General features: G+C 63.8%; 19 protein-coding genes. 13 read left to right on the plus strand and 6 right to left on the minus strand.

Annotated elements, in window-relative coordinates; genetic code table 11:
• Nucleotides 1-3: 3 nt before the first annotated feature.
• Nucleotides 4-777, minus strand: a complete 774-nt coding sequence (locus FJ936_RS25925; RefSeq protein WP_140790606.1) for an SDR family oxidoreductase — start codon at nt 775-777, stop codon at nt 4-6.
• Between the two features lie 176 nt (nt 778-953).
• A complete protein-coding gene (gene betI / locus FJ936_RS25930) occupies nt 954-1592 on the minus strand; it encodes a transcriptional regulator BetI (protein WP_015318400.1) in 639 nt (212 codons plus the stop codon).
• A 77-nt stretch (nt 1593-1669) separates the two neighbouring features.
• On the opposite strand from betI, the gene choX reads away from it, so the two are divergent.
• Together choX and FJ936_RS25940 are read left to right on the plus strand one after the other, a co-directional pair.
• Nucleotides 1670-2602 carry a choline ABC transporter substrate-binding protein gene (choX, locus tag FJ936_RS25935; RefSeq protein WP_140790519.1) on the plus strand — a complete coding sequence of 311 codons (933 nt, stop codon included), beginning with the start codon at nt 1670-1672 and terminating at the stop codon, nt 2600-2602.
• Nucleotides 2599-3432, plus strand: coding sequence for an alpha/beta hydrolase (locus FJ936_RS25940; RefSeq protein ID WP_246680531.1), 834 nt, complete (start codon nt 2599-2601; stop codon nt 3430-3432). The genes choX and FJ936_RS25940 overlap by 4 nt, the downstream gene beginning before the upstream one ends.
• Here the strand turns inward: FJ936_RS25940 and FJ936_RS25945 are convergent, their stop codons facing one another.
• Nucleotides 3433-4206, minus strand: coding sequence for an NIPSNAP family protein (locus tag FJ936_RS25945; RefSeq protein WP_140790517.1), 774 nt, complete (start codon nt 4204-4206; stop codon nt 3433-3435).
• Between the two features lie 149 nt (nt 4207-4355).
• Here FJ936_RS25945 and FJ936_RS25950 point away from each other — a divergent pair, with 149 nt between their 5' ends.
• Nucleotides 4356-4988, plus strand: a complete 633-nt coding sequence (locus FJ936_RS25950) for a TetR/AcrR family transcriptional regulator (RefSeq protein WP_181171284.1) — start codon at nt 4356-4358, stop codon at nt 4986-4988.
• Between the two features lie 73 nt (nt 4989-5061).
• Entirely contained in the window at nt 5062-6195 is a 1134-nt protein-coding gene (locus FJ936_RS25955; protein WP_140790513.1) for a metallophosphoesterase, read from the plus strand.
• A gap of 27 nt (nt 6196-6222) precedes the next feature.
• Here the strand turns inward: FJ936_RS25955 and FJ936_RS25960 are convergent, their stop codons facing one another.
• Nucleotides 6223-6408, minus strand: coding sequence for a CsbD family protein (locus FJ936_RS25960; protein ID WP_015318399.1), 186 nt, complete (start codon nt 6406-6408; stop codon nt 6223-6225).
• 167 nt (nt 6409-6575) lie between these two features.
• Between FJ936_RS25960 and FJ936_RS25965 the strand changes: the two genes are divergently transcribed.
• From FJ936_RS25965 to FJ936_RS26000, 8 genes are all read left to right on the plus strand, one after another.
• Nucleotides 6576-7244, plus strand: coding sequence for a glutathione S-transferase family protein (locus FJ936_RS25965; protein ID WP_140717601.1), 669 nt, complete (start codon nt 6576-6578; stop codon nt 7242-7244).
• A gap of 83 nt (nt 7245-7327) precedes the next feature.
• Entirely contained in the window at nt 7328-8080 is a 753-nt protein-coding gene (locus FJ936_RS25970; protein WP_140790511.1) for an SDR family NAD(P)-dependent oxidoreductase, read from the plus strand.
• A gap of 276 nt (nt 8081-8356) precedes the next feature.
• Nucleotides 8357-8566 (plus strand): cold-shock protein, encoded by a 210-nt coding sequence (locus FJ936_RS25975; protein ID WP_010915421.1) that lies wholly within the window; start codon nt 8357-8359, stop codon nt 8564-8566.
• A 341-nt stretch (nt 8567-8907) separates the two neighbouring features.
• Nucleotides 8908-9135 carry a hypothetical protein gene (locus FJ936_RS25980; RefSeq protein ID WP_015318396.1) on the plus strand — a complete coding sequence of 76 codons (228 nt, stop codon included), beginning with the start codon at nt 8908-8910 and terminating at the stop codon, nt 9133-9135.
• Nucleotides 9135-9542 carry a hypothetical protein gene (locus FJ936_RS25985; protein ID WP_015318395.1) on the plus strand — a complete coding sequence of 136 codons (408 nt, stop codon included), beginning with the start codon at nt 9135-9137 and terminating at the stop codon, nt 9540-9542. The genes FJ936_RS25980 and FJ936_RS25985 overlap by 1 nt, the downstream gene beginning before the upstream one ends.
• A 1-nt stretch (nt 9543) precedes the next feature.
• The gene (locus FJ936_RS25990; protein ID WP_015318394.1) at nt 9544-9711 is read left to right on the plus strand and encodes a hypothetical protein; all 168 of its coding nucleotides are present in this window, start codon (nt 9544-9546) and stop codon (nt 9709-9711) included.
• A gap of 100 nt (nt 9712-9811) precedes the next feature.
• Nucleotides 9812-10099, plus strand: coding sequence for a YkgJ family cysteine cluster protein (locus tag FJ936_RS25995; RefSeq protein ID WP_015318393.1), 288 nt, complete (start codon nt 9812-9814; stop codon nt 10097-10099).
• A 193-nt stretch (nt 10100-10292) separates the two neighbouring features.
• On the plus strand, nt 10293-10904 hold the full coding sequence (locus tag FJ936_RS26000; protein WP_015318392.1) for a LysE family translocator: 612 nt from the start codon (nt 10293-10295) through the stop codon (nt 10902-10904).
• 14 nt (nt 10905-10918) lie between these two features.
• Here FJ936_RS26000 and FJ936_RS26005 read toward each other — a convergent pair whose 3' ends face one another.
• The gene (locus FJ936_RS26005) at nt 10919-11305 is read right to left on the minus strand and encodes a nuclear transport factor 2 family protein (protein WP_140790509.1); all 387 of its coding nucleotides are present in this window, start codon (nt 11303-11305) and stop codon (nt 10919-10921) included.
• Between the two features lie 17 nt (nt 11306-11322).
• Nucleotides 11323-11757, minus strand: a complete 435-nt coding sequence (locus FJ936_RS26010) for an OsmC family protein (RefSeq protein ID WP_140726224.1) — start codon at nt 11755-11757, stop codon at nt 11323-11325.
• A gap of 206 nt (nt 11758-11963) precedes the next feature.
• On the opposite strand from FJ936_RS26010, the gene FJ936_RS26015 reads away from it, so the two are divergent.
• Nucleotides 11964-12575 (plus strand): TetR/AcrR family transcriptional regulator, encoded by a 612-nt coding sequence (locus tag FJ936_RS26015; RefSeq protein ID WP_140790507.1) that lies wholly within the window; start codon nt 11964-11966, stop codon nt 12573-12575.
• Nucleotides 12576-12757: the final 182 nt, after the last annotated feature.

A 12757-nucleotide genomic window follows, 5' to 3' on the forward strand; every position in this document is an offset into this window, starting at 1 on the left:
AGTTCACCCCGCCGTGTAGCCGCCGTCGACGGCAAAGATGCCGCCACTGGTCCAGCCAGCCTCGTCGCTGGCGAGATAGACCGCCATCCCGGCGAGGTCGTCAGGCCGGCCGATGCGGCCGAGAGGATAGCTGCGCTCGACATAGGCTTTCAGTTCCGCCTGTGCCTCGGCCGGCAGGTTGTCGACGGTCTTGCGCCGCATTGCCGTATCCACCGTACCGGGTGCGATTGCGTTGACGCGGATGCCGCGCGGACCGAGTTCGAAGGCCAGCGATTTGGTCAGCGAGTTCAACGCGCCTTTGGACAGGGAGTAGAGGCTTGATGGCCGTTTCGGGATCATCTTGTTGGCGAAATAGGAGGAGATGTTGATGACGGATGCATCTGCACCGAGATGCGGCAGCAGCCCCTGGGTGAGGAAGAACGCCGCCGTCACATTGAGCGCGAAAGATTGCTGGAACTGTGCCTCGCTGACACTCTCGAACGGCACGAGATAGGCGACACCGGCATTGTTGACGAGAACGTCGAGTGGCCGGCCGGATTCTTTCGCCTGCTCGACGACCGCTGCGAGGCCGGGGCTGGTGGCGAGGTCGGCCGACAATGTCGCCACCATGCCTGTCGAGCCGAGGGCCGTCAGCTTCTGGCGAGCGGTGTCGAGTTTGCCCGCGTCGCGGCCGACGATCAGGACATCGGCACCCTCGTTCAGGAATGCCTCGGCGATCGCCAGGCCGATGCCGTCCGATCCGCCGGTGATCAACGTCCGCTTGCCCTGAAGCCTCATCACGCACATCACCATGCGTTTGCCATCAAACAGAGGGATCGCACCGCATGTCCGTGACGGGGTCAAGTCATCAGGCTATCCCAGGGTATGAACTTCGGCCGGCGTCCGGCGCGAGCGCCCGACGGCTGGCCTGAGACCCGTCGCAGCGCGAAAACCGGATGACGTGCGGGTCGGTTTCACGCGCTGGCGGTGGAGCGCTCCTGAGTAGCCAGCCGCGCGGCGACATAGCCCTTGACCTGCCGGATCGCCTGTTCGCGCGAGACGCTGCCCGGCTGCAGGCCGAGCCGAAGCCAGAGTCCGTCGATCAAGGCCGTGACGCCAAGCGCGATGTCGTCGGCCTCGTTGGGTGAGGCGAGGCCGCGCAGGCCGGACAACAGATTCGAGCGCATGCGCCCATGGATCACCTTCTGGATGCGCGCCAGCTTTTCATCGCGCGGCACCTCGGCGCAGAGCGAAAGCCAGGCATGGCATAGAGGCGGCAGGAAGAGATGCTCCTCGAAATTGCCCTCGATCACCGCGTCCAGGCGTTCCATCGAAGTCCGCGCCCGGCGAAGCCTTGCGACCACCGCGTTGCATAGGACTGCGTTGGCCTCGCGCATGGCGTGCTCGAACAATTCCTGCTTGTTGCGGAAATAGTGCAGCACGATGCCTTTGGAGGCGCCTGCATGGGCGGCGACTTTTTCCAGCGTCGCCCCCGCAATGCCTTCGCGCTCCAGAACCGCGAAGGCCGCCTGGCGCAATTCCTTTCGGCGTATGTCGCCAAGGCGTTTCAGTTTCACGAGATTGTTCCATGCCTCACGAATCCATGTTGACATTTTCGCCCCGCGAGATCAATCATTGACCCATGGGACAATAAAAAGACCGATGGGTCAACACAATAAGGAGAACGGAAATGGTGCGTATCCTTGCAAGCTGTCTGGCCGCGCTGGCGTTGGCCTCGCAGGCTGCCCTGGCGGCCGACGCCGAGCAATGCCGTGTGGTCCGCATGGCCGAGCCCGGCTGGAACGATCTCGCTTTCACCACGGGTGTGGGCAATGTGCTTCTGCAAGCGCTCGGCTATCAGCCACAGAGCGAGGTGCTGGGCATCAACGTCATCTACGAAGGCATGAAGAACCGGGATCTCGACCTGTTCCTGGGTTACTGGGACCCGGCGATGGTCACCTATTACGAACCCTACAAGAAGGACGGCTCGATCGAGAATGTGCGTGTCAATCTCGTCGGCGCCAAATACACGTTCGCAGTCCCGACCTATGTCTGGGAGGCAGGGGTCAAGGACGTCTCCGACCTGCGCAAGTTCGCCGACAAGTTCGGCAAGAAGATGTATGGCATCGAGCCCGGCTCCAACCAGCTGATGATGGACGCCATCGCCGATCCGGCCTTCGGCCTCGATGGCTGGCACGTGGTCGAGTCCAGCGAAGCCGGCATGCTGTCGGAGGTCGGCTACGAGATCAAGGAGAAGCAGTTCATCGTCTTCCAGGGCTGGGCGCCGCATCCGATGAACACCATGTACGACTTCAAGTATCTGACCGGCGGCGACAAGTTCTTTGGCCCGAATTTCGGCGCCGCGACGGTGACGACGCAGGTCCGCAAGGGCTACCTGCAGGAATGTCCTAACGTGGCGCAGTTCCTCGGGAATCTCGTCTTCGACATCGATTTCGAGAATGTCGGCATGGGCTACCTCATCAATGACGGCATGAAGCCAGAGGACGGGGCGCTGAAGGCGATCACGCTGAACAAGAACCGTCTCGATGCCTGGCTCGCCGGTGTCACGACTTTCGATGGCAAGCCTGGTCTTGCCGCCGTCAAGGAGAAGCTCGGCCTGTGAGACCGCCGGACGCTTTGTCCATCACCTGTGTGGAACAGAACGCCTGGGCTGGTCGCAAGCAATGGGTCAATATCGGCGATCTCGACATCGCCTATGTCGAGATCGCCGGTGCCGGGCCGCCGCTGTTGCTGATCCATGGTTTCACCGACACCAGCCGCAGCTTTTCGCTGCTGGCGCCGCATCTGGCTGGCCGCCGGCTGATCATGCCCGATCTGCGCGGCCATGGTGCCTCGCAGGCGGGCGGCGGCTACCGCGTCGCTGATTTCGCCGAGGATATTGCCGGGTTGATCCGGCATCTGCGGGTGGACCGGCCTATCGTCGTCGGTCATTCGCTGGGCGGCATGGTGGCAATTGCATTGGCCGCCCGGCAGCCGGACTTGATCGGAGGCCTGGTCGTGCTGGCCAGCACGCTGAAGCCCGGCTTCACGCCGGACCATGCGTTGCCGGTCGGCATCCTGGCCTTGCACGATCCGATATCGCCGGCCGACCCGTTCTTTGCCTGGTGGCATGCGTGCCAAACCTCGGTGCCGCGGACGTTCCTCGCGGGCCTGGCGACGGAAGCTTCCGCCATGCCTGCGGCCCGCTGGCGTGCCATTCTGGAGGAAGTCCGCATCACCGACCTGACCGCCGAGGCACGGGCCGTGCGGGCCAAGGCACTGATCATCGCCGGCGCCTGCGATCCGCTATTCGACGAGCCGCACCAGCAGGCCTTGGCCGACGCGCTGACCGGATCCCGTCTCGTCTGGGCGCAAAATTGCGGTCACAATCCCCATTGGGAGGACCCGGCCTTCATCGCCTCCGCGATGGCGGGACTGCTGTCCGGCCGCTGATCACCGCAACAGCGATCGGGCCGTGGGCACCAGCCGCAACGTTTCGGCCGGCTTAGTGCTAATGCCCTGCATGTTCTGGCCAAGTGCCTGCCACGCCGGCGAAGCGGCGAGGTGATGGCTGGCGTGGGCATCGCCGTCGGGGAAGCCGGCAACGGTGATAAAGACGTTTTCGCCGGCGCGCACGGGTAGCCGCGGGAAGGTGTTTGCGGCCGGCTCCGTCAGGAAGGCGCCAAGCAGACGCGCGCCGGTCTGGGCAAGCCGCGCAATCATCTCCGCCCGGATGCGCCCGGCGAAGTCGGCGCCGATGCCCGGCCGCAAATGATGAATCGAAATCTCAACCAGGCCGGGCAACCCGCTTCGTTCGCTTGTGCTTTTGGCCATGTCGGCCATTGGCCGGCGCAATCCCGACAGATCGAAGCCGGCATCCGGCCACGCCGGCCGCAGCAGCAGCACATCGTCGGAATCGATCATCGTCGCGTTGGCCGCGTCGCGGTGCGCCGCCCATACCGGGCCGTCATAGAACGCGCTCAGAGCATCCTTGCGCGCATCCATGCTCTCGAAACCGCGCATCCAGACGAACATATCGGGGCGGTCCAGGTCGCGGAACTGGCCGATGATGGTCATCCCCGCGTCTTCCTGGCTTTCGATGAACTGCGTGTCGAAGATATCGATCAACGTTTCGCGCCGGCCAGGCTTCAACGTGTACTGCCGCAATTCGACGATCGGCGAGGCGAGTACCGCCGGCTTAGGCGTGGCATTCGGGATCGGGCTCATCCGCGGGTTCTCCAAAACAGGTTGATCGTCCTGTTTATAAACAGACCGGTTGCCCTGTTTTGTCAACATGCTATCCTTTTACAATGTCAGCAGAGCTCAACACCCGGCCAGGGCGAGTCCGAGGCAAACGCATCAACGACCCCGAAGGCATGCGCCGCAAAGTGCTCGATGTCGCCGAGGCAGCGTTTCAGGCACGCGGCTATCATGCTTCCAGCCTCGGCGACCTGATGGCGGCGGCAGGCGTCAGCGGTGGCGCGTTGCATCATCACTTCCCGACCAAGAAGGCGCTGGCGCTGGCGGTCATCGACGAGCGCGTGGCGGCGGCGGTCGAGGAGACGTGGATCGCGCCGGTGCGGCAGGCGGCTTCGGCCCGCGAGGGCGTGCGTCAAGTGTTCGACGCCGTGGCGGCGGAACTGGAACGGCAAGGTTTCGTGCGCGGCTGCCCCCTCAACAATCTGGCCCATGAACTGTCGCTCGCCGATCCCGAATTTCGGAATGCCCTTGCCGGCGTCTTTTCGGCATGGCGCCAAGCGATCGCCGACAAGATCAGGGCCGACCAGCGGGAGGGCAGGGAGCAAGGCACGGATCCCGAGCATTTTGCGGTGTTTGCGGTCGCCGCCTATTCCGGCGCCATGTCGATGGCCAAGACGGCGCAGGACGCCGGCCCGTTGCGCGATTGCCTAGCGGCGCTGGAGCGGAGCGCCTCGCAAGCGGCATCATCGCAGGGCGAGCCGGTGGCGCGGCGACGTCGCAGGGTGCTGCGCCGGTACGGCGGCATTTGAGGCAGGCAGGCCACAGCCGGCCGATGTCTCAACCAACTGGACGGACAGACGCCGCTTGTGCTGAATTCCGCCGATGATGAATCGCCTTCCGCCCCTATTGTTCTCACGACGCGGCTTTCTGGTGCAGGCCGCCGGTCTTGCGGCTGCCGGTACGCTTTCGCGTCCGGCGCTCGGCCAGACCGGACAGCGCATCCAGCCCGTCGACGCCACCTTCCTGTTCGTCGCCGACGTCCATGCCTGCCGCATGGCGAGCGGCTTGAGCCCTAATTGCAAGTTGGAAGGCAAGACGGACGCGGCGCTGCTGCGCAACGTCGCGGCGTTGAACGCCATCGGTGACAAGGATTGGCCGGCGCGGATCAACGGCATCGCCACGGGCCTGCGGCCGGCCGGCAGCCGCATCGGCACGCCGCTCGGCCTTGTCGTTGGCGGTGACATCACCGACGATGGCGGCGGCCAAATCACCGAGCCCAGCGAAGGCACCCAGCTTCTGCAGTTCAGCCAGCGCTATCAGCAAGGCATGGGCCCCGACCGTGTACACATTCCGGTTTATGTCGGGCTCGGCAATCACGACCTCGATCAGAACGGCCCGCCGCACCATGTCGACTGGTACCGGCGTGAAATGCGCGACTATGTCGAGGTCAATCATCGCGCCGGCGTGTTCTTCAAGCCGCCGGTGCCGGCCACCAGCTACGACGTCGACACTGACTGCTATTCCTGGGACTGGGGTGGCCTGCATCTGGTGCAGACCCATCGCTTCGCCGGCGACACCGGCCATGGCGCCGACAGCAGCCTGCCTTGGCTCAAGCAGGACCTCGCAACTTATGCGGCGGATGGGCGCCCGGTCATCCTGTTCCAGCACTATGGCTGGGATACTTTTTCGATAGAACGGTGGGACCCCGCCAAGAGAGCATTCGACGATGACGGCAAGGGCGCGCCGCATTGGTGGAGCGATGCGGACCGCCAGGCCTTGCTGGCCGCCCTGAAGGGTTACAACGTCGTTGCCGTCTTCCACGGTCACCAGCACGAGGTGCCGATGATCTATCAACGCGACGGCCTCGATCTCTTCAAGCCGAAAGCCGCCTATATGGGCGGCTTCGCCTTGGCACGTGTCACCAGCGACAGCCTGGACGTCGTGCTGGGCGAAGCCGGCGACGATCATGGCGCCGTGGTTTTCACCACCGCTTTCAGCAAATCGCTGAAGACGTGAAAAGGGCCGCTCGACGCGGCCCTTTCCTCAGCGGTCAAGCGATTTCTTGACCTTGTCCTTCGCGTCGCCATAGGCCTTCTGCACCTTGCCGGTGGCCTTGTCGGCCATGCCTTCTGCCTGCGTCTGCCTATCGCCGGTCACTTTGCCGGCGGCTTGCTTGACCGAGCCTTTTACCTGCTTGGCCGCACCGGCGACCTGATCCTTGTTCACCATTTTCGCATCTCCCGGGTTTGGTTCGCCTTGGCAAACGAGCCGGCACGGTTTCGGTTCCGCCAGCCGCCGCTTATGTCGGCGAAACAGGGTGTCTTTCGGGCGCCGCGCCGGCAGGCTAGGGTGCCGGCCAGCGCACTCCGCAAGGAGCAAACCGCCAAGGGGGACAAATGTCGGAATTCACGCTCTATATCGGCAACAAGTGCTTCTCGTCCTGGTCGCTCAGGCCCTGGGTGGCGATGCGGCACCTGGAGATACCGTTCGAAGAGGTCTTGGTGCGGCTGCGCACCCCCGAAACCGCCGCCAACCTGGCGAACGTGTCGCCGACAGGTCAAGTCCCTGTCTTGGTTCACAAGCCCTTGAACCACACTGGCGGAATGGTCTGGGAAACCCTTGCCATCCTTGAATACCTCGCCGATCTCTTTCCGGAGAAAAAGCTCTGGCCGGCCGATATCGGCGCCCGGGCGCTGGCGCGTTCGGCGGCGACCGAGATGCATTCCGGTTTTCGCGAAGTCCGCTATGGCTGGCCGATGAATTTGCGGCGGCCAAAGGGCCACAAGCCACTCGACGCCGAGGGCGAGGCGCAACGCGCCCGCATCGAGGCGCTGTGGCGCGAGTGTCGCGAGAAACACGGCAAGGGCGGCCCGTTTCTGTTCGGCCATTTCACCGCGGCCGACGCCATGTATGCGCCTGTCGTCACCCGCTTCGACACCTATGGCGGGGATCTGGCGCCCGATACCAGGGCCTATGTCGACGCCATCCTCGCGCTGCCGGCCATGCGCCAATGGTATGCGGAAGCGGCGAAGGAGCCGTGGCCGGAGCCGGGGCCGGATGAATAGGACCCATCTGCGAAGTGGCCTTCCCCGTTGACCAGGACGGCCTATCTAGGAGCATTGGCGCGGCGCCCTTTGGAGATGTTGCAATGACCGTTTCTTCCATGCTTGCCGGCAAGGTTGCTCTCGTCACCGGCGCTTCCTCGGGCATTGGCGAGGCGACGGCTGCGGCACTGGCTGCTGCCGGGGCAAGGGTGGCGGTCGCCGCCCGTCGGGTCGATAGGCTCGAAGCTCTGGCCGCCCGCATCGAAAAAATCGGCGGAACGGCTTTGCGCATCGAGGCCGACGTCACCAGCAATGACGATGTCGCGGCCATGGTCGGGAAGGTGGTGGCCGAATGGGGTCGGCTAGACATCCTCGTCAACAATGCCGGCGTGATGCTGCTCTCGCCGGCAGCGGAGGCAACGCTCGATGACTGGCGCCATATGGTGGAACTCAACCTGTTGGCGCTGATGGGCGTCACCAAGGCGGCGCTGCCGCATCTCAAGGCTGCCAAGGGCCATATCGTCAATGTCTCGTCGGTCGCCGGCCGCGTCGCCAATCCCGGCGCCAGCGGTTACGCGGCGACCAAATTTGGTGTCGTCGGTTTTTCGGAATCACTGCGGCGCGAAGTCTATGCCGACAGGGTTCGCGTCACCGTGATCGAGCCCGGCCTGGTGCGCACAGAGCTTGGCGACCATATCACCAACGCTGCCTCGAAGGCGGGGCTGGACCAGCGCCTCGCCACGATGGAAGCGCTGACCGCCGAGGATGTCGCCGCCGCCATCCTCTATGCCATCGGCCAGCCGGCGCGCGTCAACGTCAACGAGATCGTCATCAGACCGACCGACCAGGAACGCTGAGCGGCCGCCGGCAACGCTCAGGTGCGGGCGCTTGTTCACCATGGATGTTGGCCAGATGACGCGCTTCCAGCCGTCGAATTCTCGCATCGATGACGCAACATTTGACAGGCGTCTGAAACACGCGTAGAAGAAAGTCGTCGATATTTGTTTGACTGACTTTTGTTATCCGCGCTTCCGAGCGCGCCTTTGACGAACTTCCCACATCAAAAATCGAGACAAACGGCGTTGTGCATCCGCATGACGGCGAACGAATATTTGCCATGGAAAGGGTTCGTCATGAGCACCGGCACAGTCAAGTGGTTCAACGCCACCAAGGGTTTTGGTTTTATTCAACCTGACGACGGCTCCGCCGACGTTTTTGTCCACATCTCGGCCGTGGAACGCGCCGGTATGCGCGACATCGTCGAGGGCCAGAAGCTCGGCTACGAGATGGTCCGCGACAACAAGTCGGGCAAGATGTCCGCCGACCAGTTGAAGGCGGCCTGAAGAAAGAATTCAGCCGTCCCGGTGACCACGGATGTACTGGCACCGGTGAACGGCGAATTCGGGCGCATGGCTACGGGAACTTGAGTTTCCACGGCTTCTGCTGCCCATCAGGAGCTGCCTTGTGCATCCAGTTGGATGCGCGGCGCTCCCAGGGAAGGTCAGGCGGTGCCTGGCCTTTTTCATTTTACGCTTGTTGCCGCCGAAAATGCGCTGCGCATTGGGCTGAACGTGCTAAGGGACGCTCCAGCATCTTGAATCCGCTGCCGCATCGCTTTGTGCATGGTCCCGACCGAAGACCGGTCTCGTCCTATCGGCACCAGGCTCCTGACAGGAGAAAGATTTTGACCGCCCATTCGAAGACAGCCGTCGATCCGGCCGTGTCGCTGTTCAGCAAGACGCAAACCCAGTCGATGTCGCTTAACCGCATCATTTCCGAGCGCGATGCCGTCAGCGAAGCGCGGGAAGCCAAGACCGCGCGCCTGCGCGAGCTGCGGCTGGAGAAAGAGGCCGACGAGATGGCGGCGGCCGCGGCACTCGCGGCGCTGCCGAAACGAGCCGGAAAACGCTGATGGCCACCAAGCGCGTACCGCAAACGCCAATCGCGGCCGATGCGACCATCGCCGACATGGTCGAGACCCTGGACAGGCCGGTCGAATATGTCCGGCGCGTGCTGGAAAAGCTCGAACGCTGCAAGCGCGCCCATGGCGATGCCCAGGTGCGCGTCGGCGTGCGCGGCCGGGCCGAGTGCCCGAACTACCTCATCGAGTATGTCCGCGAAGACGCCAAGACCCATGAGCGTGTCACCTATCAGGATGCCGCCTATAGCGGCAGCACGCATCGTGAGCTGGCCGCGCACCACATCGCGGAAGCCAGGAACTGGTCGCCCGAGGAAATGAACATCACGGCGGTTTCCGCGTTGATCGGCCGCTTGCGCAATCCGCGCGCACCATCATCGCGTTTCGCCGACGAGGATTGAAATGGCCATAAAATTCTCCGCCAAGGATCAGCCGGCAGCGCCGGCTCCCGCCGCAAAGCCGGCCAAGCCGGTTGCCGCGCCGAAGGCCGCCGCCGCCGACCAGGCAGCGACCGATCTGTTCAAGTCGCCAGCGGACGCACCGAAGGGCAAGACCGGCAAGAAGAAGTAGCGCCTTGCCGCGGGACGCCGATCGCAATCTCGCCGCGCCGGGGCCGTTTGCCCAGGCAGCCACGACCAGCCTGCCGTCGGCACAACCAGGCATCGCTCCTATGTTCGATTGCCAGAGCTGCGGCGCGTGCTGTTCCTATTCAGCCGAGTGGCCGCGCTTTTCGACAGAGGACGATGCGCAGCTCGACCGCATCCCGGAAAAATACGTGGCGGCAGACCTGTCGGGCATGCGCTGTGACGGCGTGCGCTGTTCGGCCCTGTCTGGCGAGGTCGGCAAGTCGACCGCCTGCACCATCTATGACCTGCGCCCGGATGTCTGCCGCGCCTGCATGCCTGGCGACGACGAGTGCCTGATGGCGCGCCGGGCGCTCGGATTTTCCACCTCTTAGCGGCGGCTTTGCTGGCGGCGAATGCATGTCGCCCGGAAGCGTCCTCGGTTCCGGGACGACGACAAGCATAAAATCAGAAGCTTACAGCGGGTCGGCGAATCCTATCGCCGCGACATGCTGTAATGACTGTCGCTTGTGCGCACCCCGCTTGCTGGCTAGGCTGCGTCAGGGTAGGGCGCCGGAGGAAATCATCGTGAGCATCGAATTTCTGTTGACGTCGCTGATCGTCGTGGCTTCGCCGGGCACCGGCGTACTCTATACGCTAAGCGCCGGACTTTCGCGTGGTGCGCGGGCCTCGATCATTGCCGCCTTTGGCTGCACGCTCGGCATCATCCCGCATATGGCGGCCGCCATCACCGGTCTGGCGGCGCTGCTGCACACCAGTGCTGTCGCCTTCGAGACGCTGAAATATCTGGGCGTCGCCTATCTGCTCTACATGGCCTGGAACACGCTGAAGGAAAAAGGCGGCCTGAGCGTCGAGGACAATGTCGCGCCGCGCTCGGCTGGCAAGGTGATCGCCACCGGCATCCTCGTCAACGTGCTCAATCCGAAACTGTCGATCTTCTTCTTCGCCTTCCTGCCGCAATTCGTCAGCACCACCGAACCCAACGCACTGTCGAAGATGCTGGAGCTCAGCTCGGTCTTCATGTTTTTGACCTTCGTGGTTTTTGTCGGCTACGGCATCTTCGCGGCGTCGATCCGCAGCCATGTCGTGTCGCGGCCAATGGTGCTGACCTGGATGCGCCGGACTTTTGCCGGCGCCTTCGTCATGCTCGGCGCCAAGCTGGCGCTGGCGGATAGGTGATCGAGGCGCTTAGTCTAGCCCTTGACATAACCCATCGCCTCGACGATCCGCCCGTCCGCGACGCGCATCAGGTTGACGCCGCGCAGCGAATTGCCGTCGGCCATCCAGTAGCGCCAGCGGATCGTGGCGCGGTCGCCGGCCACGAAAGTCTCTTCGAGGTCGAAGCGCGTACCGGGTGCGGTGGCGATCGCCGACCACAGCTCGACGCAGGCTGCCTTGCCGGCGCGGCGCGCGCCGTCCGGCGCCGGCGTGGTGTTCTCGATCACGCAGTCCTGCGCCACCAGATCGTCGAGAGCCGAGGGATCGTGACCCTGAAACACATCGTTGTAGCGCCGCATGATTTCAGCCGTTTCGCCGGAGCGGCTGGCCGTGGTGATGTCGATGATCAATTCCTGGGTCATGCGATTTCTCCTTCCGTTCAGTGACTTATGAGGTTCGCTTTCAGCGTGATCGTGGCGACGCCGGCCAGCGCCCGCGACACGAGGCATCCCGCCTTGGCCGACTGCGCCAGCCGCTCGAAGTCGGCGGCGGCGAGCCCGGGGACGGTCGCCTCCGTCTCCAATTCAATGCGGGTAATCGTCGGCCCGGCCGCGGTGGCGCCCAGATGCACCTTGGCGGTCGTATGGATGTCGCTCGCGATATGACCTTCACTGCCGAGGACGGCGGTGAGCGCCATCGAGAAGCAGCCGGCATGGGCGGCCGCGATCAGTTCCTCCGGATTGGTGCCGGGGCCGTTTTCGAAGCGGGACGGGAACGAGTAGGCGCCCTCGAACACGCCGCTGCCCAGCCTGAGCCGTCCGGAACCTTCCTTGAGCGGGCCGTGCCATTCGGCCGATGCTTCGCGAATTGTCATTGCTGTCTCTCCTCTGGTTGATGAAATGAAGGCGCAAGCACCGCGACCGCTTCCGCGCGCATCCTCGAGCGAGGCCGCCGTCGCGTCCTTCCAGCCGATACTCCTCCAAATCTGCCCCGAAATATGTAGACCGATTTACATACTATGTAGACCGATTGTCATATTTCGGGCAAGCCTTATAGTGCGCACTCCTGACAGAGGTTGACATGGCGACGGACACACGCACGCGGATGATCGAGGCGACGGCACTGCTTTTGCGGCGGCGCGGCTATCACGGCACTTCGCTCAACGACATTCTGAGCGCCAGCGGCGCACCCCGCGGCTCGCTCTATTTCCACTTCCCAGGTGGCAAGGATCAGCTGGTCGTCGAGGTGACGAGCGCCAGCGTCGCCGAGGTAAGCGAGCGGCTGGGTGAGGCTTTGGCCGCCGAACGCGACCCTGCGGTCGCCGTCCATCACATCTATCAGTCGGTGGGACGCATGCTGGAAGACAATGAGTTCTCACTCGGCTGCCCGGTCGCGCCGGTCGTGCTGGACTCGCCAGGCGACGTGCCCGACCTTGTCGAACTGTGCCGCTCTGCCTTCGAACAGTGGATCGGCTTGCTGCGTGAGGCTTTCGTCAGGGCAGGGGTGCCCGAGCGTCGCGCGCAGGCGCTGGCGCTGCTGGTCGAGTCTTCGCTGGAGGGCTTGATGGTGATTGCCCGCGCCACCCGCGACCGCTCATCGCTCAACGCAGTGGCCGATGAGGTGGCCATCCTTATCGAGCAGGCCGTGCTCGCCGGCAAGGTGGCACAGCGGGCGGAGACTACCGCTGTCTGACCGCTAGTCCCAACTGACTGCGGTGGAACACCAGCCTCAAGACGAAAAGAAAAGGGCGACCTCGAGGGCCGCCCTTCGGTAGCTGAATGCAGATGGAAGCGTGGATTAGAAGTCCATGCCGCCACTCAAGCCCGCTTGCGGGCTTGAGCAACTTGGATTCATGGGCGTGCTTTATGGACTTC

The sequence above is a fragment of the Mesorhizobium sp. B2-4-13 genome, assembly GCF_006658535.1.
GTDB lineage: Bacteria > Pseudomonadota > Alphaproteobacteria > Rhizobiales > Rhizobiaceae > Mesorhizobium > Mesorhizobium australicum.

Bases quoted from the DNA above. Each gene is read 5' to 3' on its own strand.
- FJ936_RS25925 (WP_140790606.1), bottom strand. From the start codon at position 777: ATGAGGCTTCAGGGCAAGCGGACGTTGATCACCGGCGGATCGGACGGC.
- betI (WP_015318400.1), bottom strand. From the start codon at position 1,592: ATGTCAACATGGATTCGTGAGGCATGGAACAATCTCGTGAAACTGAAA.
- choX (WP_140790519.1), top strand. From the start codon at position 1,670: ATGGTGCGTATCCTTGCAAGCTGTCTGGCCGCGCTGGCGTTGGCCTCG.
- FJ936_RS25945 (WP_140790517.1), bottom strand. From the start codon at position 4,206: ATGAGCCCGATCCCGAATGCCACGCCTAAGCCGGCGGTACTCGCCTCG.
- FJ936_RS25950 (WP_181171284.1), top strand. From the start codon at position 4,356: ATGCGCCGCAAAGTGCTCGATGTCGCCGAGGCAGCGTTTCAGGCACGC.
- FJ936_RS25955 (WP_140790513.1), top strand. From the start codon at position 5,062: ATGATGAATCGCCTTCCGCCCCTATTGTTCTCACGACGCGGCTTTCTG.
- FJ936_RS25960 (WP_015318399.1), bottom strand. From the start codon at position 6,408: ATGGTGAACAAGGATCAGGTCGCCGGTGCGGCCAAGCAGGTAAAAGGC.
- FJ936_RS25965 (WP_140717601.1), top strand. From the start codon at position 6,576: ATGTCGGAATTCACGCTCTATATCGGCAACAAGTGCTTCTCGTCCTGG.
- FJ936_RS25970 (WP_140790511.1), top strand. From the start codon at position 7,328: ATGACCGTTTCTTCCATGCTTGCCGGCAAGGTTGCTCTCGTCACCGGC.
- FJ936_RS25975 (WP_010915421.1), top strand. From the start codon at position 8,357: ATGAGCACCGGCACAGTCAAGTGGTTCAACGCCACCAAGGGTTTTGGT.
- FJ936_RS25985 (WP_015318395.1), top strand. From the start codon at position 9,135: ATGGCCACCAAGCGCGTACCGCAAACGCCAATCGCGGCCGATGCGACC.
- FJ936_RS25990 (WP_015318394.1), top strand. From the start codon at position 9,544: ATGGCCATAAAATTCTCCGCCAAGGATCAGCCGGCAGCGCCGGCTCCC.
- FJ936_RS25995 (WP_015318393.1), top strand. From the start codon at position 9,812: ATGTTCGATTGCCAGAGCTGCGGCGCGTGCTGTTCCTATTCAGCCGAG.
- FJ936_RS26005 (WP_140790509.1), bottom strand. From the start codon at position 11,305: ATGACCCAGGAATTGATCATCGACATCACCACGGCCAGCCGCTCCGGC.
- FJ936_RS26010 (WP_140726224.1), bottom strand. From the start codon at position 11,757: ATGACAATTCGCGAAGCATCGGCCGAATGGCACGGCCCGCTCAAGGAA.
- FJ936_RS26015 (WP_140790507.1), top strand. From the start codon at position 11,964: ATGGCGACGGACACACGCACGCGGATGATCGAGGCGACGGCACTGCTT.